Genomic DNA, 22,678 nt, shown 5'->3' on the forward strand with positions numbered 1-22,678 from the left:
ATCAAAGCGACGGAACAAGCTCCGCCTTCGCCGCGAGCGGTGTTTTCGATCCGCTCCGGCTTTCATTTTCGGTATTCGCAAAATGCGCATTTCTCCGCCGGGCGGCTGCTTCCAATATCGCCGCGAATTCGCCAAGCGAAATGCCATCGGCCCTCAGCATCAGCCGTATCAGCGGATCCCGCAGAACCTCGGACATGGTCATGTCGTCACGACTCATCACGCGTCTCCTTGTTCGATACAACAATAGCTTGTCGTCGTAACGGGCAGGTGTCGGAATGATGTCGAAAGCGTGGCAGGCGAAACTCGGGTCGCGCAATCCGGTGCTACTGCGCTGGCGCTGTCCTTTACTGTTTAGGATCCGCCGCTCGCCGCGTCCTGGGCGGGTGGAGATGCAGCCCGTTTTCTTCGGGGTTTTGCCACCGGAACGAGCTCGCGGGTGTCATCATCGTCGTGGTCGTCAGTGACGTCGACCTCGTCCAAGCGATGCTTGATGGCGAGCGCATATATTGTATCGAGAATATTGCGATCTTTCAGATGCGGATCGGTGAGCGCAAGTAGCGAAGCTCGGACGATCTTCTTGCTGGACGTTTTTGGGCAGCGTTTCAGGACGAATTCGTACAGGGCGTTGCCTGAAAGACCTTCGGTTGCGCCATCGACAAGTGCTTCATAAACGTGCTTTCGCTTCTCGCCCATTCTTATCTCCTTTTACAATTTATTTCCCCTGATTCTTGCAGAATGTGTCATTAAACTGTCATAAACAACCAGCGGATCCGGGCCGACCGGAGAAAGCTCCGATCGTGAATTCGCGGCCGTTGTTTCCTCAAGGCTGCCCTGTGTCATGTTTCCGCAGCCACGCGAATTGTTCCACAAGTTTCGAGGCGCCGGAAGCCTGCATCGAAAGTCGGCATGTAATAGATGTGTCGTGAACCGCCTATAGCCCGCGAGCGCATCCCGCTGCGTGAACGAGAATGACACCTGTTCGTTTGCGGAGGGTCAATGCGGAGGCGCAGTCATTACGGCGTAATCTTCCAGGCTCAAACTACCAAGGAGCACGGGAGGCCTGTCATGGCGGATTTCGATAACCAGCTCCTCAAGAGCGGCACAGTGGAACTCCTGTCGGAGATGCGCGCGCTCCGTGACGAGATCGTTGAAACGGCCGCACCATTGTTTGATCAGCTTGTCAGGCGGGCTGAACTATCGGACGCCGATCGACCGACCCTTGAAAACCTGTGCCACTATCTCGCGCTCCGACACCACGATATCCGCGCTCTGCAAAGAAAGCTGATGTGGAGGGGGCTCTCCTCCCTGGGGCGGCTGGAAAGCCGCGTTCTGCCGACGATCGACGCTGTTCTGGCAGTCCTTGCAGCGATCGATGGACGGGATGCTCCGCATCCTGCACCGACAGAGGCACAGTTCTTTCGCGGCGAGAGAACCCTCATCGAAGCGACGAATGCATTGTTCGGACCACCGCAGAAACATCGTCGTGGCCGCATCATGGTAACGCTGCCCGGTGAGGTCGCCACCGATCCCGACTTTATTCTTGATCTGGCACGCCGCGGCATGGATGTCGCCCGAATAAACTGTGCCCATGATAGTCCCGAGATCTGGGCGACGATGGCCAATCATGTCCGCGCTGCAGGCAAGTCTGTCGGGCGGCGGCTGACGATTCTCATGGACATTGCGGGGCCGAAGATCAGAACCGAAGCCGTTCTTCCTGAAAAGAAGGTCAAGATAGAGGCCGGCGACCGGCTCCGGCTCATCGCCGAAGGCACACCCCGCGTTACCGCGGACGTCCCCTTTTCCGCCGTGGTTTCAATTCCGGAGATCGTCACCCGATTGTCGGTCGGCGACCGGGTTCGCTATGACGACGGCAAGCTCGAGGGGGTGGTCGAGAGCCTGGCGCCGGGTGAAGCAATCGTCTGCGTCAGCCATACCAAAACCGGCGGCACGAAACTCAAGGCGGAAAAAGGCCTCAATCTTCCCGATACCTCGCTTGGCCTTTCACCCCTGACGGACAAGGATCGGAGCGATCTTGCCACAGTTATCGACTGTGCCGACATGCTCGGTTATTCGTTCGTCAGTCGCCCGGAAGACATAGACCTCCTCGAAGAGGTTCTCGCAAAGCGCGGGGCGATCGAACGGACGTTCGGCCTCATCGCCAAGATCGAGCAGCCCGAGGCGGTCAAGAACCTTCCGGCGCTTATCGCCCGAGCGCGGTTTCACCGACGCCCTTTCGGCGTGATGATCGCTCGTGGCGACCTTGCCGCCGAAATCGGATTCGAGCGCGTGGCGGAAATGCAGGAAGAGATGCTCTGGATCTGCGAAGCTGCTTCGGTACCGACGATCTGGGCAACGCAGGTGCTCGAGGATCTGGTCAAGGACGGTCTGCCGTCGCGCGGCGAGATGACGGACGCGGCCATGGCTGTGCGCGCCGAATGCGTGATGCTGAACAAGGGACCGGCGGTGGCCGAGGCTGTCACGCTGCTCGATCACCTGATGTCGCGCATGGACGAACACATGCACAAGAAGACGCCCACGTTGCGGGCGCTCAAATCCTGGTAGTCCGTTCGCCCGATCGTGCAGCGAGCCCAGAAGGCTAGTTTTGCGCCAGCCTTGGCCTCTCAAGTGCATGGATCACACCATGCAGTTCCGCAAGACCCTTCAGCCGCCCAATCAGCGAATAGCCGGGATTGACCGGTTTGTCGGTGTCGTCCCCGATGAGATGCCCGTGATCTGGACGCATCGGAATGACGGCATCGGTGCGTCCCTCGGACTGGCGGCGCTTCTCCTCGTTGAGCAGCGTGTCAAGGATCGCGTACATGTCGCTGCGGCCTTCCAGATGGCTGGCTTCGAAGAAGGAGCCGTCCGGTTCGACGGTGACATCGCGCAAATGGGCGAAATTGATCCGATGCGAGAATTCCCGTGCGATCGCCAGCACGTCATTGTCGGCGCGCGAACCCAGCGAACCGACACAGAGCGTCAACCCGTTGGCCGGATGATCGACAGAGGCGAGAATGCGGCGCAGGTCCTCAGCTGTCGAGACCACGCGTGGCAGTCCGAAAAGTGAGAATGGCGGATCGTCCGGATGAATCGCCAGCCTCGCGCCCAGCTCAGCTGCGACCGGCACGACCTCCTCAAGGAAACTCTGCAGACTGGCGCTGAGGTCGTCCGCACTCATTCCATCGAAAGCATCGATCGCCGCACGGATGTCATCACGGCTATAGCTGTCCTCTCCGCCCGGAAGTCCGGCGATAATATTGCTTTCCAGCCGGCTGATGGCTTCCTGCGGCATTGTCCGCAACTTTTCTTCCGCCTTTTGCAGCAGCTCCGGCGCATAGCTCTTGTCGGCATTCTTTCGCGCGAGGACGAAGGCGTCATAGGCGACGAACTCGGTCATGTCGAAGCGAAGCGCCAAAGCCGTGGTTGATACCGGGAACCGCAGATCGGTTCGGGTCCAGTCCACGACCGGCATGAAATTGTAGCAGATGGTCTTGATGCCAGCCTTCGCGAGATTGACAAGGCTGTCTTTCCATATGCCGATCGCCTTGGCAGCGCCTTCACCGCCAAGCTTGATGGCATTGGGAATGGGGATAGACTCGCATACGCTCCAGCGCATGCCCGCATCTTCGATCAAAGCCTTGCGGGCAGCGATTTCATCCGGTGTCCAGGACCGTGAGTAGGAGATTTCGTGAAGGGCGGTCACGATACCCGTCGCGCCTGCCTGACGGGCATGGTTGAGCGGAACGAGATCTCGCGGCCCGAACCAGCGCCAGCAACTTTCCATGATTGGTCCTCCAAATAATTGTTGGTCAACATAGCGCCACATATTGGAATGTCTATCGAAATCACGCCGTTGACATTCCATATTGACCAACAATATGGTGATGGATGGAGGATCGGATGGAACTGGCTGACGTTCAGGGCGAGGCAAGGGGATCGGCGGTCGACCAGGTGGTCGGCGCGATCAAGGGCCTCATGCGCGAACGCGATCTTCGGGTTGGCGATGCCCTTCCGTCCGAGATCGAGCTTGCGGCAATGTTCGGCAGCAGCCGCAACACGGTGCGCGAAGCGATCCGGATGCTGAAGGCCTATGGCATCGTCGAATCGCGCCAGAAGGTGGGTGCCGTCATCACGGATCGGCGCCAGGACGCGCTGATGGAGCTGTTCTCCTTCGCAATCGACATGTCGGCGGAGAGCTTCCTCGATATCCAGGGCTTTCGCCGGTTGATCGAGGTCAATCTTTCGGAGCAGCTGTTTGCGGCCATCGATGACGCCGCGCTAGCCCGGCTGGAGGCCATAAACGAGGCCATGAAGGCGACGCCCGAACTGGCAGGTGCGGCCGAGTACGACTTCAAGTTCCATGCAACTCTTGTCGGATTGGCGGGTAATCGGACGCTGTCGCAGGTCTACGGGATCCTGCAACCCTTGCTCCAGCGCCTGATGGAAGCAGGCAAAGGCTCGCGCGTCGCTGTCGACAGTGCCTATTACGAACATTGCGACATCATTTCCGCGATGAAAGCGCGGGATCGCGTCGCCTATGCCTATCATATGAACCGCCACCTTCATGCGGGGCTTCAATTCATCGATGGCCCGAAAGAAGCACCACAGGGCTGAAGCAAACCTCATGATAAAAAGACAGAGCCTCGATGCCGGCTGGACACTCACCCGCGTCCGATCGCCGTCCACTGCTCCGCATCTTCCGGACGAAATTCCCGCCATGGTTCCCGGATGCGTGCATCTTGACCTTCTGGCCGCCCGTCTAATCAGCGACCCCTATCTCGACGTCAATGAAGTTGCCCAGGACTGGATCGGCCGCTCGGCATGGCGCTATGAACTGGCCTTCAACTGGGAGACAAGCGAGGCGGAGCGGATCGATCTTTCCTGTCTCGGGCTCGACACGGCCGCAAGCCTGTCACTGAACGGCACGTCCCTGGGGCAAACGCGCAACATGCATCGCAGCTATAGGTTCGATGCCGCGGCCTTGCTGAAGCGGGGCAGGAACGAACTGGTCGTGGAATTCGACTCCGCCTACGAGCATGGCGCCGCGGTTCGCAAGGAACTCGGCATGGCCGCCGATATTCCGGCGAACTATCCGGGTCCCGGCCACCTCATCCGCAAGATGGCCTGCAACTTCGGATGGGACTGGGGTCCGACGGTCGTGACCGCCGGCATCTGGAAGCCGATCGCGATCGAGAGCTGGTCGCAGGCGCGGCTTGCCGCCGTTCGTCCCGAGGTGACGGTCGATGGCGGCGAGGGTGTTGCCCGCGTGAGCGTCGACATCGAATGGGCGAAGCCGAGTGAAGGTGATGCATTCCTTGCGATATCCATCGGCGGCGAGCGCTGCGAGGTCTTTATTGCTCATGGTGAGACGGGAGCAAGCGGCGAGTGCCGGATCACAAATCCGCGCCTGTGGTGGCCGCATGGTCTTGGCGCCCAACCGCTCTACGATCTCGACGTGGAGCTTCGCGATGCTGGCGGCGCCAAACTCGACAGCTGGCAGCGGCGCGTGGGGTTCCGCTCGGTCCGACTCGACACGAGTCCGGACGAGATCGGCTCCGCCTTCACGATCGTCGTCAACGACGTACCGGTCTTCGCGCGCGGAGCCAACTGGATCCCGGACGACTGTTTTCCATCGCGGGTAACGCCCGAGCGTTATCGCCATCGGATCGGGCAGGCGCGGGACGCCAACATGAATCTTCTGCGCGTCTGGGGCGGCGGTATCTATGAGAGCGATTCCTTCTATGAAGCCTGTGATGAAGCCGGCATCATGGTGTGGCAGGATTTCCTGTTTGCCTGCGCGGCCTATCCCGAAGAAGAACCGGTATGGAGCGAGATCGAGGCGGAAGCGCGCGAAGCGATCGTGCGCTTGATGCCTTACCCTTCGCTCGTGCTCTGGAACGGCAACAACGAGAACATCTGGGGCTATTTCGACTGGGGCTGGAAGGACGTGCTGGGCAACCGCCCCTGGGGAGCCGGATATTATCTCGATCTCCTGCCGAAGCTCGTCGCCGAACTGGATCCGACACGACCCTATTGGGCCGGCAGTCCCTATTCGGGTTCGATGGACATCGCGCCGAACGCCGACGGGCACGGCTGCAAGCACATCTGGGATGTCTGGAACGATGTCGGTTATGAAACCTATCGCGCCCATGTTCCACGCTTCTGCTCGGAATTCGGCTGGCAGGCGCCGCCCACCCGCGCCACGCTTACTGAGGCCGTTCGCGAGACCGATCCCGCGCCGGCCTCTCCAGGCGTGCTGCATCATCAGAAGGCGACGGCCGGCAATGATCGCCTGCTTCGGGGCCTGGAAGGCTGGTTCCCCGTTCCGCAAACCTTCGCGGATTGGCATTTCGCAACACAGCTCAACCAGGTCCGGGCCATTGCATTCGGCATTGAGCACATGCGCTCGCATCGCCCGGTCTGCATGGGAACGATCGTCTGGCAGCTCAACGATTGCTGGCCGGTCACGTCCTGGTCGGCGATCGACGGTGGCGGGCGGAAGAAGCCATTGTGGTATGCCCTGCGCAAGAGCTACGCGCCGCATTTGCTGACGATACAGCCGAGAGGCTCCGGACTTTCTGCGATCGGCATCAATGATGCCACCTTGTTCTGGCGGGTGCCCTTCGTCGTCGAGCGCTTCGATTTCGATGGAAAGCTGCTTGCCCGCCATGCGCTTTGGAGGGTCCTCTGCGATCGCTTCGAGAATGTCGACATTCCGATTCCCGAGGAAGTCGCTATTCCGGGTGATCCGAAACGAGAATTCCTGCGCGCTCGTCTCGGAGATGCGGAGGCATGGTGGTATTTCGAAAAAGATATGAAACTTGCCTATCCGCAGCCGCGCTTTGACTGCGTCGCCACAGTGACCGAGACCGCCTTGGCGGTCACCGTAACGGCCCGGACATTCCTGCGGGACCTTTGCCTTTTCGCGGATCATCTCGATGTTGACGCGGAGGTGGATGACATGCTGGTGACGCTGCTCCCGGGGGAAAGCCGCACCTTTCACGTCAAAGGCGCTGACATCAGTGCAGTTCGGGATCCGGCGGCGGTTCCGGGCTTCCTGCGCACGGCAAACGACTTGATCTCATAGGACCATAAAAACCAGAGCGCCGTGCGTTCGTTGGAACGCACGGCGCTCTCGAGAATAGAGCCTCAGTGCCTCAAGCGTCGACCTTCTCCTTTGGCCACTCGTCCACGTAATAGCTGATGTACTTCTGGCGGTACCGCTCCGTGCCGCCGAAGCTGCTGTATTTGCCGAGCTCCGTCATATCCGTCTTGTTGAGGATGACGCCGAGCACCTTGGCATTGATCTGCGGCTCGGACTGCAGCAGGTCCTGCACGATGCTGGTCGGCGTCACGCCCCATTCCGTCACCAGGATGAAGCCGTCGACCTGCGGCGCGAATGCCTTGGCGTCGACCACCGGCCCAAGGGGCGCAAGGTCGACGACGATATAGTCGAACATCTTGCGCGCGTTTTCCATGAGCGTCTGCATGCCCTGCGAGGAGATGAGCTCGCTCGTGTGCATGAGCCTGTTGTTAAGGACCACCGGCAGGATCGCAAGCTTCGTGCGACTGTCGACCTTGATCGTGCTCGTCCAGGGCACGTCGCCCAGGACCGCCTCGACCAGACCCTGCTGCGGCGGTGATTTCAGCATGCGCGTCAGGCCGGGATTGCGCAGGTCGGCGTCGATCAGGAGCGTCCGCTTGCCGCTCGAGGCAAGCAGGGCAGCGAAATTCGCGGCCGTGGTGGATTTGCCCTCACCCGGCAGGGCGGAGACGACACCGATGACACGATCGGCCCGGCCCTGAAGCATGACGTCGCTTGCAAGCTTGGCATTGCGCAGCGTTTCGGCGAAGGCCGAACGCGGCGCCTCGATCGCAATACGCATGATCCGCTCGAAGGCGACACCGGCTTCGTTATCCGGGGCTCCGTTCTCGGGTGCATTCTTTCGGGTCCAGACGGTACGCTTCTTCTTCGCGGACTTTCCTATCATCGGCAGATAGCCGAGGAACTTGTGGCCAAGAATCGAGCGGACATCGGATTCGACGCGGAAGAACCGTTCGCGGAATTCCTGAAAGGCTGCCAGACCGCCGCCGGCCATGAGGCCGAGCACGATTGCGAGACCGAGCGTCATGGTCTTCTTCGGGCTGGATGGTGCGGTCGGCACGCCTGCTTCCGAAATGACGCGCGCCTTGGCGATCGGGAAGGAGCGCTGCTGGGCTGCCTCTTCGTAGCGGCCCAGATAGGATTCATAAAGGGTTTTCAGGGCCGTCGCCTTCTGCGTCAGCTCGTTGAGCTGTACCAGGGATTTGTTGGCTTCCGACGTCTTGCCAGCCATGCCTTCGATGCTCTCGCGAAGGGATGTCTCGCGCGACCGCGCCACCTCAAATTCATTGCGATAGCTGGCGGTCAGCTGCTGCAGTTCCTGGTAGATCTGATGGGTGATGTCTTGCTTTTCGTTCCTGAGCGCCACGGCCTGCGGGTGATCGGCGCCGAAATTCTGCGTGATTTCCTGCTCGCGTTTGCCCACATTGAGGTAACGGGTCTTCAGATCCTGCAGCACGGAATTGTCGGACTGGGCGGAAGAAACTGTTGCGTTTTTGACCGCGTTGTCCGGGCCTTGCTCGACGATCGACTTATATTGATTGTAGCGCGCGGAGGCGCTTGCCGTATCCGCTTGGGCGATGATCAGCTGCTTGTTGAGGTCGGAAAGCTGCTGTTCCGACATGAGCTCACCGCGTGCCGAAGTGAGGCCGTTTTCGGCCCTGAACTTTTCGACGTCGAGAGCCGCCTGCTGCGAGCGCTCACGCAAATCGGTAAGCCGTTCCTGCAGCCAGACCGAGGCGCGTTCCGTCGCGTCGAAATTGGCGTTGAGCTGATCGTTCAGATAGGCGTCGGCATAGGCCTTGGTGATCGTGGCGGCGAGCAGCTGATCAGTCGAGCGGAACGAAACCGCGATGACCGAACTGCGCATCACCCGTTCGGCTGCCAGCGACTGTTGCAGGATCGTCGCCGCCTTCTGCCTGCGGCCATTTCGGGCATCCGCCTCGGAGACCGGCGGACCACCCGGCGACAATAGATCTGCGATCGACTTGATACCGGATTTCAGGAGTGCGACCGGCGACTGCGGCTGGTCGAGGATGATCGGGTTTTCGCTGAGATTGAGTTTGTCCACGACCCTCAACGCCAGCTCGTTGGACTTCAGGATCTCGACCGCGCTCGAGATCTGCATGTCCATCTGCTGGCTGGATGCGACGGGGGATGCATCCTCGGCATATTTCGTCATGTTTTCGTCGAGCAGGATCTGCGTCATCGACGTGTAGACCGGCGTTGCGAAGACGAGATAGATCGCAGCCAGCGCGACGAAAGCGCCGACGCACAGCGCGATGGACCCCGCCCGTCGCACCAGGATCGCCAGCAGCCTGTCGAGATCGATAAAGGAGCCGGACTCTTCCGACTTGGCGGGGATAACGCTGTGGAAGGTGACGTTTCTTTGATTCATGACAGCCGCTTTCTTGCAAGAGGCGTGAAAAACTAAAGGTGGGGCGGTTGCCGGACAAGGCAATCCGCCCCTTCCTCCATTACGATGAGATTCAGGCCGCTCTTACTTCGGTCTCGCTGGACGCGACCATGTTCCTGATCGATTCAAGAACGGAGCCGCCAATGTCCGAACGTGCCAGAGCAAAGGCGACATTGGCCTCGATGAAGCCTTGCTTCGAGCCGCAGTCGAAAGTCCGTCCGTTATAGAGCTGACCATGGAAGCTCTGAGCCTTCGAAAGATGCAGCATACCGTCCGTCAACTGGATCTCGTTGCCGGCGCCACGCTCCTGTCGAGCAAGAATATTAAAGATTTCTGGCTGAAGTATGTAACGGCCGTTGATGTAGAAATTCGAGGGCGCCTGAGAGGGCTGCGGCTTCTCGATCATTTCCGTGATGGCAAAGCCATGATTGACGGCCGGACCGACGCCGACAATCCCGTATTTCGAGGTTTCCTGCGGATCACACTCCTCGACAGCAATAATATTGCCGCCGACTTCTGAGTAGAGATCCATCAGGCCGGACATGCAGCCGCGGGCACCGTGGCAGACCATGTCTGGCAGCAGCAGGGCAAAGGGCTCGTCGCCGATAATGTCGCGCGCGCACCATACGGCATGGCCGAGGCCAAGCGGCGCCTGCTGGCGGGTGAAGCTCATCGTTCCGGCGCGGGGCAGGATCTGCTGGAGCTCTGTAACCTGGGCGGTCTTTCCGGCGCGCGTGAGCGACGCCACGAGTTCCGGCGTGTCGTCAAAATGGTCTTCGATGGCGGTCTTGTTGCGGCCGGTGACGAAGACAATGTGCTCGATGCCAGCCTCGAAGGCTTCATCGACGGCATATTGGACGACCGGGCGGTCGACGATTGTCAGCATTTCCTTGGGCATGGCTTTGGTAGCCGGTAGAAAGCGGGTTCCGTTTCCTGCAACGGGGATGATTGCTTTTCTGACAGTTTTCTTACGGTCCATGGCTCTATCCTTTGCTAGAGTGAGGGCCTCCGCCCAGGCTGGGTAGGTCTGCCGCCGGGTTGATGGCGGCAGGCGGATTTGGGCGCCGGAAAGGCGCTGCGAGACGGCGCAGACGCGCCGCAATCGGCATTGCGAGATGCCGTATTGATCTTGGTTCCTGCCAGGCGGCGCTCAGCGCCCGGCGAATGGATTTCTGCTTTAAGGCATCGACGAGCATCAGGAAGGCCCTGGCTTCCCTGAGGCTCTGCGCCCGCAATTTCTGGGCGGCCTGCGCCTCGGCATCCAGGGTATGCGCCCGGAGGAACCGCTCATCGCCTGCAATCATGGCGTCCACATGGCGCAGTTCGAGAACGCGCGAAATCGAACCTTCGCGGATATAGTAGATATAGCCGACGGATGGCTCTACGACGCATTTTCCCCCCTTGGCCAGAGCAGAAGCGAGAAAGATGTAATCCTCGCCGATGCGCAGGAGCTCGTCGTAGCGGATGCCGTGCCTTTCGATGAAAGGCCGGCTGAAGATGGGTTTCATATAGCCGAAATTATGCGTCTCATCGAAAAGGGTATTCGAGGTGATGAAATCGGCGAACGTCAAAACGGGGCGGGATGCCAGCATGCTCTCGGGAAACATCTTGACGCGTTTGCCATCAGCCGGTTCGACCTCGATGTTGTCGACGGCGATCTCGGCGCCTGCCTCTTCTGCACGCGCTATCATCTGCTTCATGCGGGTCGGATAAAGGGCGTCGTCGGAATCAAGAACCGCAAGCCATCGCCCAACTGCGGCGGCAATGCCGGCGTTGCGTGCGGCACCCGGCCCGCCGTTCCTGGGCTGGGCGACCAGCCGGACACGGACGTCCTCATAGCCGGCGGCGACCTCACGCGTACGGTCGGAGGAGCAGTCGTCAACCACGATCACCTCCACGGTCACGCCCTGCTGCGCCAATGCGCTGTCGATCGCACGCGCAAGCGTGTCCTGCGCATTGTAGGCGGCGATGACAAAGCTGACATCCGGCTTGGATTCGTCCGTCATGCCGCCTTCTCCACCGTCCCATATTGCTGAATTTCGTTCATGCCGAACAGGCCCGTGACGACGCCCGCATGCATGATGCCGCGCAGCGCATAGCGATTGCGCGGAACGGGCCGGGGGGACAGAAGTGCAGCCACGCCAAGGCAATAGGCAGATTTTGCCGATGCAAGCGCGATGTTCCGTATCCGCGAGAAGCCACGGGATTTTCCGTGAAGAAGCCGTCCATGCGTCTGTCCGAAACGGAAGCGTCGCTTCACGAGCCAGCCGAGGCTTGCCCGGTTCTGCGGAACGGGTTCGTAGACGAAGGCTTGCGGCGCAAAGACGATCCTGCCGCCGCCGCGATGGGCATGATCAAAGAATTCCGTATCTTCGCCGCCGCTGCGGCCGAGGGCGAGATTGAACCGGCAATCGGCAAGAGCCGGCGATGTCCGGCGCAGCAGCACATTGCAGGTATAGCCGGTGCGGATCTCGCCGCCGACCCAGACCGGCAGCGTGGAGTGGAAATCGCCGTTGCGCATCCAGTCCGGAGCATTTGCGGCATAGATGCTGTGCACCGGTCCGAGCACGACATCGGCTCCCGTCAACCGCGCTGTCTTCATCAATTCCGCGAGCCAGTCTTCAGACGCGGTCTCGTCATCATCGATGAAGGCGAGGAAATCGCCGGTTGCATGATCAAGGCAGGCATTGCGTGCAATCGAAATGTTCGAGGCCGGGCAGTGCACATAGGCGACCTCGAAAGGCAGAGTGGCCCTCATCTTTTCGACCAGGCCCTTGGCGCTGGGGGTCGCATCATTATCCGCGACAATGATGCGCAGGGCTGCATTCTCGGGCACGGAGAGAAGGCCGAGAGAGCGAAGCGTCTGTTCCAGTTCCGGCCGGCGGTAGGTGCAGACGGCAATGTCGATCCGGACGATACTGCCGGCGGAAGACAGCGGTGTCATGTCAAGCCACCCGTCGTCCGCGGAAATTCAGAAGCTCGAGCCAGAAGCCCGCCGACCAGGCGAAATGCATCACCATCGCGGACACGGCCGCAAGCGGCCCATAGGGGTTTTTCTGCCCGACCGCCATCCAGAAACCATAGCCAACGCAAGCGACTGCCCAGAGGCCGAAGGGAATGACGGCGGCCCAGGTCAATACGGCAAGGAACGCGCCGATGAAGACGGGAACCACGGCGAGCGGCAGCATCTGACGGATGCTCGGCATGGAGCCGTGCTTCAGGATGTTCTTCGCCCTGCCGCGTCCGTAACCGAGATATTGTTTGAAGAGCTTGCCGACACTTGCGCGCGGATAATAGATCATCCGTGTCTTGTCGGTCATCCAGATGCTGAAGCCGGCTTTCTTCAGGCGATAGTCGAGCTCGGCGTCTTCGTTGTGGCTGAAGCTTTCGTCATAGCCGCCGACCACTTCGAAGGCCGCGATGCGCATCAGCGCATGGTGGCCGTGATCGGCCCAGTGGCCTGCAGCACCTTCGCGGTGCTTCGAACCGCCATTGCCCAGCTTGGAATTCTGCGCGAAGGCGGTCGCTTTCTGAAAAGTGCTGAAGCCGACGGTCTGCATGGCGACGACGACGGAATCTGCCTGCATTTCCACGGCTTCCTGGACCAGTCGCTGGCAATAATCGTCCGGATAGTCCCCATGGGCATCAATGCGGATCAGGTAGTCGTAACCTTCACCGAGCGTCTTGACGGCGAGGTTGATCGCTGCGCTCTGAAGCCGCTTGGGATTGTCGAGAAGCATGATCCGCGGCTCGCTCTGGCTGATCCGTTTCACGATGTCGCGGGTTCCGTCGGTGCTGCCGCCGTCGGCGACCACGATCCTGGCATCGAGCTCATCGAGCGCCTTGCCGAGCTTGCTCAGCAGCGGCTCGATATTCTTCGCCTCGTTCAAGCAGGGAATGATAATGAGACTGCGTACTCCAGAACTAACAACAGACTTCATAACAGTTCACCTTCGTTGCGATGCGGTTGGGAAAGGGCATGGCTAGGCGCGGTCTTTGGTCCCTGCCGCGCGATGGCTGCCAAGCGCTGCACGAGCGTTCGGCAGTCGGCGCGATCGGTGATCCAGTGCTCGCGGTCATGGGCGGCGACCGCGGCGAAAGCATCGAGATAGCGGTTCTCGTCCAGAGAGCCGAGAACTGCGGCAAGGTGCTCAGCGTCAGCTTTCTGCACGGCGAGACCGATTTTCTTGCCCGCAAGGAAACGAGCGGTCTCCGTACCTTCGAATGCGATGGGAACGGCTCCGTGGAGGCATCCTTCATAGAGCCGGTTCGGCAGAAGCCAGCCGGAATTCTGGCCCTCCTCGAAGAAGTCGATCGCCCAGGAGAACTGGACCTCGTTGTAGATGGCCGAAAGATCCTCGGGATTCTTGTAGGGCCCGTGAAAGCTGAGGAATGGCTCTCTCTGCACGAAAGCGTCGAAGTCGTCGAATTCGGAATAGGCAGGCCTGCCCCTCAGCACGATCTCGAACTTGCCTTCCATCCGTCTTGAGAAGGCTGCGAGCAGTTCAAGGGATTTGCGGCAGCGCAGCGCGCCGAACCAGCCGATTTTCCATGGCTCGCCGGCCTGCGGAGCGCGCGGGCGAAGAGATACCTTCTCATCATCGTCATCGAGCGCGAGAACCTTGTTCTCCAGAAGAAGAACCGGCAGATCGAGCCCGGAGAGCGGACGGAAGTAATTTTCGACGAAGGCCGGCGAACTGGTGATGAGCAGCTTGGCGTTGCGGCCGAGATAATACTCGGCGCCACGTATCGTCTTGCCGGCGGCATCGCCACGCAGCAACAGCCGATGAATATCAAGGCATTCATAGACGACCGGTATATCGCCGCCGAAGAGTCGGGCGGCGCGATTGGCGACCGCAAGCATCTCGAGATTGCGGGCGATGATCACGTCCGGCTTCTCAACGTGTCTCAGGTGGCTCGAAAGCGCAAACGAAGCCTTGGCGACGGCGGCCATGCGCTGCGCAAACTTCGCATCGCGCGTGCGACCGAGTTCGATCGGGTTGATGCCATGCACCGCCGCGAGCCGGTTTTCGTCGCGACGAAAACCTGCAAGCGTTATCCGTGCTCCACCAGCCTGTAAGGTCAGGACCCGGCGACGAACGGCCGGATCAGCCAAGTCATGTGCAAGATAAAGTACGTGTAGCATGAAAACTTCCGTTTCCGTGCCCAGCCAGGGCGAATTGTAGATGACGGCGTTGTGCGCCGCAATATGTTTATATTGCAACTGCTATGTTAGTGGATGCTAACTTAATTCAACGTGCAAGCAATCGATTCCGGGAATTGGCATTTGTCGCCTGTGGCGGTGAAAGCGACCCTGTCGACTTCCAGCGTTACCGGCTGTGTATATGAAAATTTACCCATCCAATCGCTCAGCGTATCGGTTCCCCAAAGGCTGAAAAAGATCTTCTGGGCATTGGATGGGATCTTGGCGGGATCCGTCACCTCCTGAACGAGCTTGCCGTTGAGGTAGTAGCGCAGCCGCCCCGGCTCCCAGACGAAGGCATAATCGTTGAAGCCCTGATCGGCGCCGCCGGCCACCGGCACGAGCTTTTCGTTGCCGCCCTTGGCCGAAACATACTGGTTGACCTGCACCTGCCCGGTATTCTTGCCGAGCACCTCGAAGTCGATCTCGTCATGCGGCTTCTTGTCGGTCGGGCCGATAAAGCTGAAGAAGGCCGAATTCAGCCCCGAACCGGAAGCAGCCTTTACGCGCGCCTCGTAGGTGCCGTAGCCGTAGCGCTTCTTCGTCTGGATTTCGCCGCAAGTATAGTTTCGGTCACCGGCCTTGCCCGCCTCGAAGCCGAGATGGAGGATGCCGTTTTCCACGCGAACCTGCTTCTTCGACCAGGTGCAATTCTGGTGCGGTCCGTTGTTCCAGCCATCAGAGACATACCAGAAGCTGTTATCGATCTTGTCGAAATTCTCGACGAAGGAGGTTCCATTCGCGCCTTCCTGTGCCTGAGCGGCGAGTGGAAGGCAGGCGGTCGCGGTGGCGACAAGAAGCAGGCTTCGGCAAAGTTTATGGGCGTGAGCGATGGCTTTCGTCATGTATCACCTTTGCTGTGGGGCGGCCTTCGCGGGCATTTCGCCGGACTTCGTCCTGGCTTTGCCGCGGGCGCGATTACGGCCGCCGGTCAGCACTCCGTAGAGTCCCGGCTGGACCCGGCTGACAATGGCGTTCGTGGGAACAAGGATCAGGAAGGCTGCAAACAGGGAGCCGATAAAGAACGCGGGATAGTAGTCTATTCCGGTCTTGTTCCAGACCATCCAGAAGAGGATGAGCAGGGGATAGTGGGCGCAGAAGATCCAGAAACTCAGGCTGCCGGTCTGCGACAGTCGCGTGCCGATCCCGGTGCGCACCAGTATGGCCGAGGCCACCCAGAACCCGACCGGTCCGACGATCGACAAAAGGTTGCGCAGAAGATCAGCAAGCGTCGGATAGTCGGGACCCGTGTAGTAAAGCGCGGTCGTCAGCAGCGCTGCAGCGACGAGCAGGCCAGATGCGATAGGCAGAGCATAACGGTCGAGCGCCCTGAGGTCGATCTGGTAAAGGGCCGCATAGATGCCGAAGCTGAAGCTGAACAGGATCGACTTTTTTAGGACGACACCGATGGTGATCGCCGGCAAGACGGCAATGCCAAACAGTAGAGCGAGCGTGAGCAGCGGATAACGCCGGATGAAAAAGGCGAGCAGCGGCGAGAGCAGGATGCAGACAAAAAGATCGCGCAGGAAATAGAGCGGTATGTCGACCGGCAGGTCTTCAGTGGCGAAGAGGTAGCTCAGGATTTCGCGTGGTGTCGCGCTCCAAAGGTCCGGCATATAGCCGGCCGCCATATCCTGGCTCTGCGCGGTGAGGACGACAAGGAACACGGCGGTGTTCCAGAGAAGGAAGGGCAGCAGGACGGTCTGGGTCTTCGTGGCTACGGTCTTGCGGTAGCTAAAATCGTCGGCGCCACGGCGAAACAGGAGATAACCGGAAATTGCGCTCAGGCAGGGTACGCCCACGCGGAAGATGACCTCAGTGAGAAAAACGCGCAGCCAGTCGAAGGCGCCATAGTTGCCGCCGAAGGGACTCGACTGTGGGTCATAGGGGATATGCACAAATACGATTCCCGAAATGAGAAGGATGCGCATCAGATTGATCCGCGAAGAGACATTTGCGTCCACGTTCACCGTCAGTCACCCCCATTAGGCTATTAGGCAGCTCCTCCCCAGCGGCCGTTTCACACACAACTTCCTCGTCCCGCACCGAGAAACTAGGGCGGTTTGGCGGAAGAAAATATGGCGGTGCAGCAAAAAATGATCCCGCGTCCCGTTTCGGCACATCGAAAAGGCGCCATGCACGAAGTCACCCGGGTCGGTGGATCAACCGGCCATGACCTTAAAAGACTTTTGGCCTCAGTGTTTTGCAGTAAATGCGCATATTCTGCTTTAAAGGCAGCCCGGAGCCGTCAATGGCCGGCCAAGTTTTTTTGTGTTGGTGAAGATTTTTTCGCTGCTTGCGCGGTGAGAGGGGGCAAAAAGGGACAAAATGGGGCAGAAACTGCCCAACTGCCTGCGATTTTGCAACGAAGCTCAACTTGTGGCGGCGGAGACTATCGCGCGCAACCCTCGTCAGAAAATGCAAGACGTCAACGCGAGGGCGACTGCCCCGAACTCTTCGGGCGAGAGGATTCAGGCAAGGATCGGGACTGTGACAAATTTCAGCCCGAATGTGCTTGTCTTGGATAAATTACTCCTGCCGACATTGTTCGTGATTGATTTCACGCTACCTTTGGAGCGCATTGCATGATCCTAATTTCTGAAAGCGGTAAAGGATTGGAGTAAAGAATTTGCCGAAAAACCCATAACCGCGTCCTTATCGAGGGGCCAGCAACCTCTTTCTTGACAACTGCAGGGGCGAAAAATGGCGACGTTTACAGTAATTATTCCTTTCTATCAGCGGCAGGACGGCATCCTGCGGAGAGCTCTTGCCTCGATATTTAGGCAGACCTATCAGGATTTCGACATCATCGTCGTGGACGATCAATCACCGCATTCGATCGATAACGAGCTGAAACCGCTGAGCGATTCCGAGCGTGAGCGCATAACCGTCATCAAGCAGGCCAATGCCGGCCCGGGCGGAGCGCGCAACACGGGACTCGACAACATACCGGAAGGCACAGTTTATGCAGCCCTTCTGGATTCCGACGACATCTGGACGCCTGATCATCTTCAGAACGCATATGACAGCCTGACGCGCTTCGACGGCGATTGCTATTTCGCCTCGATCCATGGTGGCGAGGAGTTCTATTACCATTTCGGCATGACGGAGTTGGAGAAGACCGAAAAGGCGACGCGGCTGTCGGATCATCCACTCGTTCTGGAAATTCCTGATATCGCCAGCGTCATGCTGAAAAACTGGAGCTTCCTGCATCTTTCCTGCATGGTCATCGGCCGTGAGCTATTCCGGAAGGTCAGGTTCGAAGCGGCGCTGCGCCTTGCGGCGGAGGACGTGCTTTTCTTCTGCGACTCCATGCTTCTGGCAAAGCGCGTGCTGCTCTGCGATGACGCCGGCGCGATGCGCGGCGAGGGGATCAACATCTTTCACAGCATCGACAACGACTCGCCGCAGTTCCTGAAACAGCAGTTCAATACCTGGGTTGCGCTCGATACGTTGGAGACGAGGTTCTCACGCCGGCCCGCGGACGTGGCCTCGATCCGCTCCTATAAGGATACCGCCCGGCGCCAGGCGCTCTGGAGCCAGGCCCGGCTCCTTCGTCGGCGCAAGATGCCCCAGCTCAGCCTGCTTGCGCGGTGGGTGTGGCGCGATCCGCAGCTGCTGACGAGCGTGATGGAGCTTGCGGCGGGAAAATTCTCCCGTCAGTCCTGAGAACCAGGCGCGCACCGGTCATTTGAATTCAACCATCAGCGGCGCGCCCGCGCTGCCTCCCACAGTAAGGAGACTTTCATGAAGCCGTTCTACTGGGAATCCGCCCACGGAAATTTCGGCGACGATCTCAACCTTTGGCTTTGGGATTTCCTCATTCCGGGCTTTCGAGAAGTCCATGAGGAAACGCTCCTCGTCGGGGTGGGAACCGTGTTGAATACGGCCCTGCTTGCTTCCGGCATCCACAAGCTCGTCATCGGCAGCGGTTTCGGCTATGGCACGCTGCCCGACATGAGCGACAAGGCTGAATGGGATGTGCGCTGCGTGCGCGGTCCGCTGACGGCGCAGAAGATCGGTCTGCCAGCGGAATATGGCATCATCGATCCGGCCGTCATGGTCGCGGAGATGCCGGAATTCAAGAATCTTCCGAAGAGCGGCAAGAAGACCTTCGTGCCGCATTGGGAATCGGCGATGGCCGGCCTTTGGCCGGAAATCTGCCGAACTGTCGGCCTCAGCTATCTCGACCCGCGCGGCGAAGCGACGTCGGTGATCCGCGAGATTGCGCAGTCCAGCCTGATCGTCGCCGAATCCATGCATGGCGCCATTCTGGCGGATGCCTTCCGCGTGCCGTGGATTGCCGTCAGCACCTCACGCTCGATCAATAGTTTCAAGTGGAACGACTGGACCCAGACGGTCGGCGTCACCTATGCGCCAAAGCATGTTCCGATCTCGACCCGCGCCGAGGCGATCGTCAAGGGTGAGCGTTTCTGGGGCATGGATTTCGAGCGCAACGAGCCGTTACCCGACGACCCAAACAAACGGCAGTTCGATGAAACTCTGGTTGCCACCGAGCCGCGTCAGACGTCGCTGCGCGTGATGGCCAAGCAGGCGTTGGCGGTCCCCTCGGCACTTGCACTCTGGCAGGCGAGCAAGGCGCGTCCGCAGCTGAGCGCCGATGCCACATTGGCCCTACGCAAGGAGCGGTTCCTGGAAGTCATCGCCGGCGTGCGGCGCGATTATTTCGGCTAAACCTGTCGCGTGAAAGTAGGCTCACGCGACAGGCTTTAGCTTGTTGTTTCATGCATGTCGTTGCCGCAAAAGCGCTGCACACTTTTGCGCGACATGCATTAAAGCAATTCGAGGAAAGGTGCGAAGCGGTTCTGTGATCTCCATGAAAGGCAGAACCGCGCCAGGCGCATCAGCTTTCAACCGGCGCCGACAGGAGATAGCGAAGCTCATTGCTACCCGCGGCGGTCACTGAAGGACCGCCGGGATGGTGGAAGCGTTCCATCTTGTCGGAGAATATGCCGCCGGCGATCGCCGGAACGGCGCCGGGATTGGCCAGCGCATAGCGCAAGGCGGCGCCAAAGCCCGATTGTGCCTTGATATCGAGGAAATGCCGCAATTCGTACTTCGCGCGGACATGGCTCTCGTGGCGGCGAAGAGCGTCGACGGCCGTATTGGTCAGCCCGGATTCCGTCAGTATGGCTCGATCGGCTTCATAAAGGCGTTTCAGATCGGCTGTGCGGTGGCTTCCGCTCAGCGAGTTGCCCCGCACGACTGCGCCATAGCCGCAGCTATGGATGATCTTGTAGCGCGCACCCTTTGCCAGGGCGCGCACATAGAGGTCGTAATCCTCTCCGAGACGAAGATCCTCGTTGTAGCGCAAGCCATGCGACTCCAGAAACGAGCGCCGCATCACCGGTTTCAGAAAACCGATCTCACCGCGCCGCACACCCCGCTTCGAAATATTGCCTTCGACGAAAGCGGCAAGGTCGAGGAAACGCGGCTGCAACTGGAACCGGCTGAGCTTCAGATGCGCTTCGGATGCGGTCTCGGCATCCACGAAGGCAATGTTGTCGGCGACGAAATCCCAATCTTCAGCGGCAAGGAGCGGCCGGAAGCGGCCGGGAAAGAAGAAATCGTCGGCATCGAGAATGCCGATCAGGGGGGACGAGGAGATCGCAATGGCGTGATTACGCGCCGCCGACGGGCCTCTGTTGCGGTCGAATCGCACGATTTTCATGCGGCCGCTGCCGTCATCTGCACGTTCGGCCACAGCCGCCGTGTTGTCACTGGAACCGTCGTCAACGACGACAACCTCGCCGACCTGCTCTTCTCTTAAGGCCGAGAAAATTGCCGCCTCGATCGTATCGGCAGCATTCTTGGCGGCGATGATGACACAAACATCCTTTGTCGCTTCGATCACGTCGACCTCCATCGTCTTTGGCGCAGACTTAGGTCGATGAAGCGTCGAGGGCAACTCTCGCGCGGTCAAATGATGTTACCGCGTTGGCAACAGCCATAAGCGGCACTAGAGCCGGATGATTTCAGGTCGGAGCGACCTGAAATCCGAATCCGCCTTTAAATCAAAAAGTTAAAGCCGGATGTCGCTCTAGGACGCCGCGCATTCAAAGGAACGCGCAAAGGAGCTCCAAATCTTTAATTCCAAGCCATTTTCCGCGCCAAGTAAATTTACTTGGACGCAGATGCAGGCGACAAATTGATCTGAATTCATCCGACTCTTAAGGATTGAAGGGTTCGGATCTCTTGAAAGAAGGCAGTTTGTGAGCGGACTTGTCAGCGAGACCTGCCTGAATTCCGTTGCTGGAGCCTGAGGATGCCGTGGTCTTGGCTACCTTCGCGCGCCATACGAGAAAGAGTACGCCGCCAAAATATCCGACCTGAATGAGGACCGCGCAAATGAGCGTCTCGATCAACGTCGTTGAAAGCGAACCGGTCAACCAGTATGTCGCAACGGCGAAAACCGCCAAAGCGCCAATCATGCTTACAAAAACGCGAGGTGCGTACATCCCTTACCCCATGATGAAGGCGAGCCAAAAGGATAATTCTGTCGAAAATCCCGCTCCCTCCCAAGAAACGTAATATCAAATATACTTTAGGCGTTCTTGGGTTTCAACTGAATGCCCTGAAAATTTGCGGGTTTGGAGTGCGCAGGAGATTAACTTTTAGCAACAATTTTTAATATTTTTTTCGCTCGGCCCAATTCTGTCGAAAACATGACGTCCGCAATCGAGTGAGATTCATGAATGAAGCGTTTTTCTACGGTCACCGGTTGATAATATAAGGTTGATCTGCCGAAGATTGTAAATTCATGCATGTTTAACGGCCTTTTGACCTCGAGCGGCGATCAACTTTTATTACAAAGTCCTATTTCCCGCGACCAAAACTGTGCGCTGCAAAAATTTGACGCGACGCAATAACGCCATTCCCACGCGTATAATGCGTCCAAGTCATAAGATATGGCTCGCCAGTTCCAACACAGCAGCTTTCAGGTGCTCTACGGCGGTGCTCTTCTTTGCCATATTTGAAAAATACAATATATTGAAGCTTTTGTGTCGGCGTATTTTTGCCTCTTATTGAAAATTGCAAATATAGTTTAATATATAAGGTGTTACTGATAAAAGGAATCTGGCTGCGAAAAGGCCCTAAACTTGGCCGAAAATGCCCCTGCCACAAAATTTGGCTTAAAAAAGCAAATTCTCACCATACACTTGACGCTTAGTTGCTCTAGCTATCCGCCCTTGGGGTTCCCGACCAATCGCCAACACAAATGGAGTTGCCTCTATGAAGTCTGCGACGCGATCGGCCAGTTCGCCACTTTTTGGCTCTGTTCAAGTGACTACGCTGCCGCCGGTTGGCGGCATTTCGAAAAGAGGTTTCGACCTCACGGCAGCTTTGCTCTGCCTCGTCTTCATCAGCCCTATCTTCCTGATGCTGATGCTGCTCGTAAAATTGTCCGACCGGGGGCCGATCTTCTATGGCCACCGGCGCATAGGCTATAACGGCCGCACCTTCCGCTGCCTGAAGTTCCGCACGATGGCAGTCGATGGTGACCGAATTTTGCGCGAGCATCTGGCGGCCAATCCCAGGGCCATGGAAGAATGGAAGGCGACCCGCAAGCTGAAGGACGATCCGCGCGTGACACTCGTCGGTGGCGTGCTGCGCAAGCTGAGCCTCGACGAGCTGCCACAGCTCTTCAACATCATCCGCGGCGAAATGAGCGTTGTTGGACCGCGCCCGGTCGTAGAGGAAGAACTTGAACTCTATGAAAGCGCTGCTGCCTACTATCTGAGCTCACGTCCGGGCCTTACCGGCCTCTGGCAAATCAGCGGCCGCAATGATGTCTCCTACGCGACGCGTATCGAGTTTGACTCCCACTACGTCAAGAACTGGTCCTTGATCAGGGATTTTCTCATTATCGTGCGAACCATCCCGGCTGTCTGCCTCTCGCGCGGCAGCTACTGAATCGACACGCACAATATCGTGG

At 58.8% G+C, this 22,678-nt stretch carries 19 protein-coding genes and 1 pseudogene; 7 read left to right on the top strand and 13 right to left on the bottom strand.

The features are described 5' to 3' along the window. Position 1 precedes the first annotated feature (1 nt). Positions 2 to 217: a hypothetical protein gene (locus AAE029_RS11305; RefSeq protein WP_371072937.1), complete on the bottom strand. Its 216-nt coding sequence runs from the start codon at positions 215 to 217 to the stop codon at positions 2 to 4. 134 nt (positions 218 to 351) lie between these two features. Beyond that, complete coding sequence (locus tag AAE029_RS11310; protein WP_371072938.1) at positions 352 to 693, bottom strand: hypothetical protein; 342 nt, start codon at positions 691 to 693, stop codon at positions 352 to 354. A 372-nt stretch (positions 694 to 1,065) separates the two neighbouring features. On the opposite strand from AAE029_RS11310, the gene AAE029_RS11315 reads away from it, so the two are divergent. Beyond that, positions 1,066 to 2,562 carry a pyruvate kinase gene (locus AAE029_RS11315; RefSeq protein ID WP_371072939.1) on the top strand — a complete coding sequence of 499 codons (1,497 nt, stop codon included), beginning with the start codon at positions 1,066 to 1,068 and terminating at the stop codon, positions 2,560 to 2,562. Positions 2,563 to 2,596: 34 nt separating this feature from the next. On the opposite strand, the gene uxuA is transcribed toward AAE029_RS11315, so the two are convergent. Beyond that, the gene (gene uxuA / locus AAE029_RS11320) at positions 2,597 to 3,784 is read right to left on the bottom strand and encodes a mannonate dehydratase (protein ID WP_371072940.1); all 1,188 of its coding nucleotides are present in this window, start codon (positions 3,782 to 3,784) and stop codon (positions 2,597 to 2,599) included. A 116-nt stretch (positions 3,785 to 3,900) separates the two neighbouring features. Here uxuA and AAE029_RS11325 point away from each other — a divergent pair, with 116 nt between their 5' ends. Together AAE029_RS11325 and AAE029_RS11330 are read left to right on the top strand one after the other, a co-directional pair. Further along, positions 3,901 to 4,614, top strand: coding sequence for a FadR/GntR family transcriptional regulator (locus AAE029_RS11325; RefSeq protein ID WP_371072941.1), 714 nt, complete (start codon positions 3,901 to 3,903; stop codon positions 4,612 to 4,614). 10 nt (positions 4,615 to 4,624) lie between these two features. After that, a complete protein-coding gene (locus tag AAE029_RS11330; protein ID WP_371072942.1) occupies positions 4,625 to 7,087 on the top strand; it encodes a glycoside hydrolase family 2 protein in 2,463 nt (820 codons plus the stop codon). 70 nt (positions 7,088 to 7,157) lie between these two features. Here the strand turns inward: AAE029_RS11330 and AAE029_RS11335 are convergent, their stop codons facing one another. The 8 genes from AAE029_RS11335 to AAE029_RS11370 all read right to left on the bottom strand — a co-directional run bounded on the left by AAE029_RS11335 (position 7,158) and on the right by AAE029_RS11370 (position 16,652). Further along, the gene (locus AAE029_RS11335) at positions 7,158 to 9,500 is read right to left on the bottom strand and encodes a polysaccharide biosynthesis tyrosine autokinase (protein ID WP_371072943.1); all 2,343 of its coding nucleotides are present in this window, start codon (positions 9,498 to 9,500) and stop codon (positions 7,158 to 7,160) included. Between the two features lie 91 nt (positions 9,501 to 9,591). Continuing rightward, a complete protein-coding gene (galU, locus tag AAE029_RS11340) occupies positions 9,592 to 10,497 on the bottom strand; it encodes a UTP--glucose-1-phosphate uridylyltransferase GalU (RefSeq protein WP_371072944.1) in 906 nt (301 codons plus the stop codon). Positions 10,498 to 10,501: 4 nt separating this feature from the next. Then, positions 10,502 to 11,524, bottom strand: a complete 1,023-nt coding sequence (locus tag AAE029_RS11345; protein ID WP_371072945.1) for a glycosyltransferase family 2 protein — start codon at positions 11,522 to 11,524, stop codon at positions 10,502 to 10,504. After that, entirely contained in the window at positions 11,521 to 12,462 is a 942-nt protein-coding gene (locus AAE029_RS11350) for a glycosyltransferase family 2 protein (protein WP_371072946.1), read from the bottom strand. The genes AAE029_RS11345 and AAE029_RS11350 overlap by 4 nt, the downstream gene beginning before the upstream one ends. A 1-nt stretch (position 12,463) precedes the next feature. Continuing rightward, on the bottom strand, positions 12,464 to 13,459 hold the full coding sequence (locus AAE029_RS11355; RefSeq protein ID WP_371072947.1) for a glycosyltransferase family 2 protein: 996 nt from the start codon (positions 13,457 to 13,459) through the stop codon (positions 12,464 to 12,466). Further along, the gene (locus AAE029_RS11360) at positions 13,456 to 14,664 is read right to left on the bottom strand and encodes a glycosyltransferase (protein WP_371072948.1); all 1,209 of its coding nucleotides are present in this window, start codon (positions 14,662 to 14,664) and stop codon (positions 13,456 to 13,458) included. The genes AAE029_RS11355 and AAE029_RS11360 overlap by 4 nt, the downstream gene beginning before the upstream one ends. Positions 14,665 to 14,765: 101 nt before the next feature. Next, positions 14,766 to 15,566, bottom strand: a complete 801-nt coding sequence (locus AAE029_RS11365) for a glycoside hydrolase family 16 protein (RefSeq protein WP_371072949.1) — start codon at positions 15,564 to 15,566, stop codon at positions 14,766 to 14,768. 3 nt (positions 15,567 to 15,569) lie between these two features. Then, on the bottom strand, positions 15,570 to 16,652 hold the full coding sequence (locus AAE029_RS11370; protein WP_371072950.1) for an acyltransferase: 1,083 nt from the start codon (positions 16,650 to 16,652) through the stop codon (positions 15,570 to 15,572). 397 nt (positions 16,653 to 17,049) lie between these two features. On the opposite strand from AAE029_RS11370, the gene AAE029_RS11375 reads away from it, so the two are divergent. The 3 genes from AAE029_RS11375 (at position 17,050) to AAE029_RS11385 (ending at position 19,416) form a co-directional block, all read left to right on the top strand. After that, positions 17,050 to 17,310 (top strand): hypothetical protein, encoded by a 261-nt coding sequence (locus tag AAE029_RS11375; protein ID WP_371073177.1) that lies wholly within the window; start codon positions 17,050 to 17,052, stop codon positions 17,308 to 17,310. A 114-nt stretch (positions 17,311 to 17,424) separates the two neighbouring features. After that, positions 17,425 to 18,390, top strand: a complete 966-nt coding sequence (locus AAE029_RS11380; RefSeq protein ID WP_371072951.1) for a glycosyltransferase family 2 protein — start codon at positions 17,425 to 17,427, stop codon at positions 18,388 to 18,390. A 78-nt stretch (positions 18,391 to 18,468) separates the two neighbouring features. Next, complete coding sequence (locus AAE029_RS11385) at positions 18,469 to 19,416, top strand: polysaccharide pyruvyl transferase family protein (RefSeq protein ID WP_371072952.1); 948 nt, start codon at positions 18,469 to 18,471, stop codon at positions 19,414 to 19,416. A gap of 169 nt (positions 19,417 to 19,585) precedes the next feature. Here AAE029_RS11385 and AAE029_RS11390 read toward each other — a convergent pair whose 3' ends face one another. Both AAE029_RS11390 and AAE029_RS11395 read right to left on the bottom strand, forming a co-directional pair. Beyond that, positions 19,586 to 20,596, bottom strand: coding sequence for a glycosyltransferase family 2 protein (locus AAE029_RS11390; protein WP_371072953.1), 1,011 nt, complete (start codon positions 20,594 to 20,596; stop codon positions 19,586 to 19,588). A 432-nt stretch (positions 20,597 to 21,028) separates the two neighbouring features. Further along, a pseudogene (locus AAE029_RS11395) lies at positions 21,029 to 21,200 on the bottom strand (exopolysaccharide production repressor protein); the annotation flags it as partial. Positions 21,201 to 21,975: 775 nt separating this feature from the next. Here AAE029_RS11395 and AAE029_RS11400 point away from each other — a divergent pair. Next, entirely contained in the window at positions 21,976 to 22,656 is a 681-nt protein-coding gene (locus AAE029_RS11400) for a sugar transferase (RefSeq protein ID WP_371072954.1), read from the top strand. The last annotated feature ends 22 nt before the right edge of the window (positions 22,657 to 22,678 follow it).

The sequence above is a fragment of the Sinorhizobium sp. CB7 genome (assembly GCF_041357635.1).
In the GTDB taxonomy this organism is placed as follows: Bacteria; Pseudomonadota; Alphaproteobacteria; order Rhizobiales; family Rhizobiaceae; genus Rhizobium.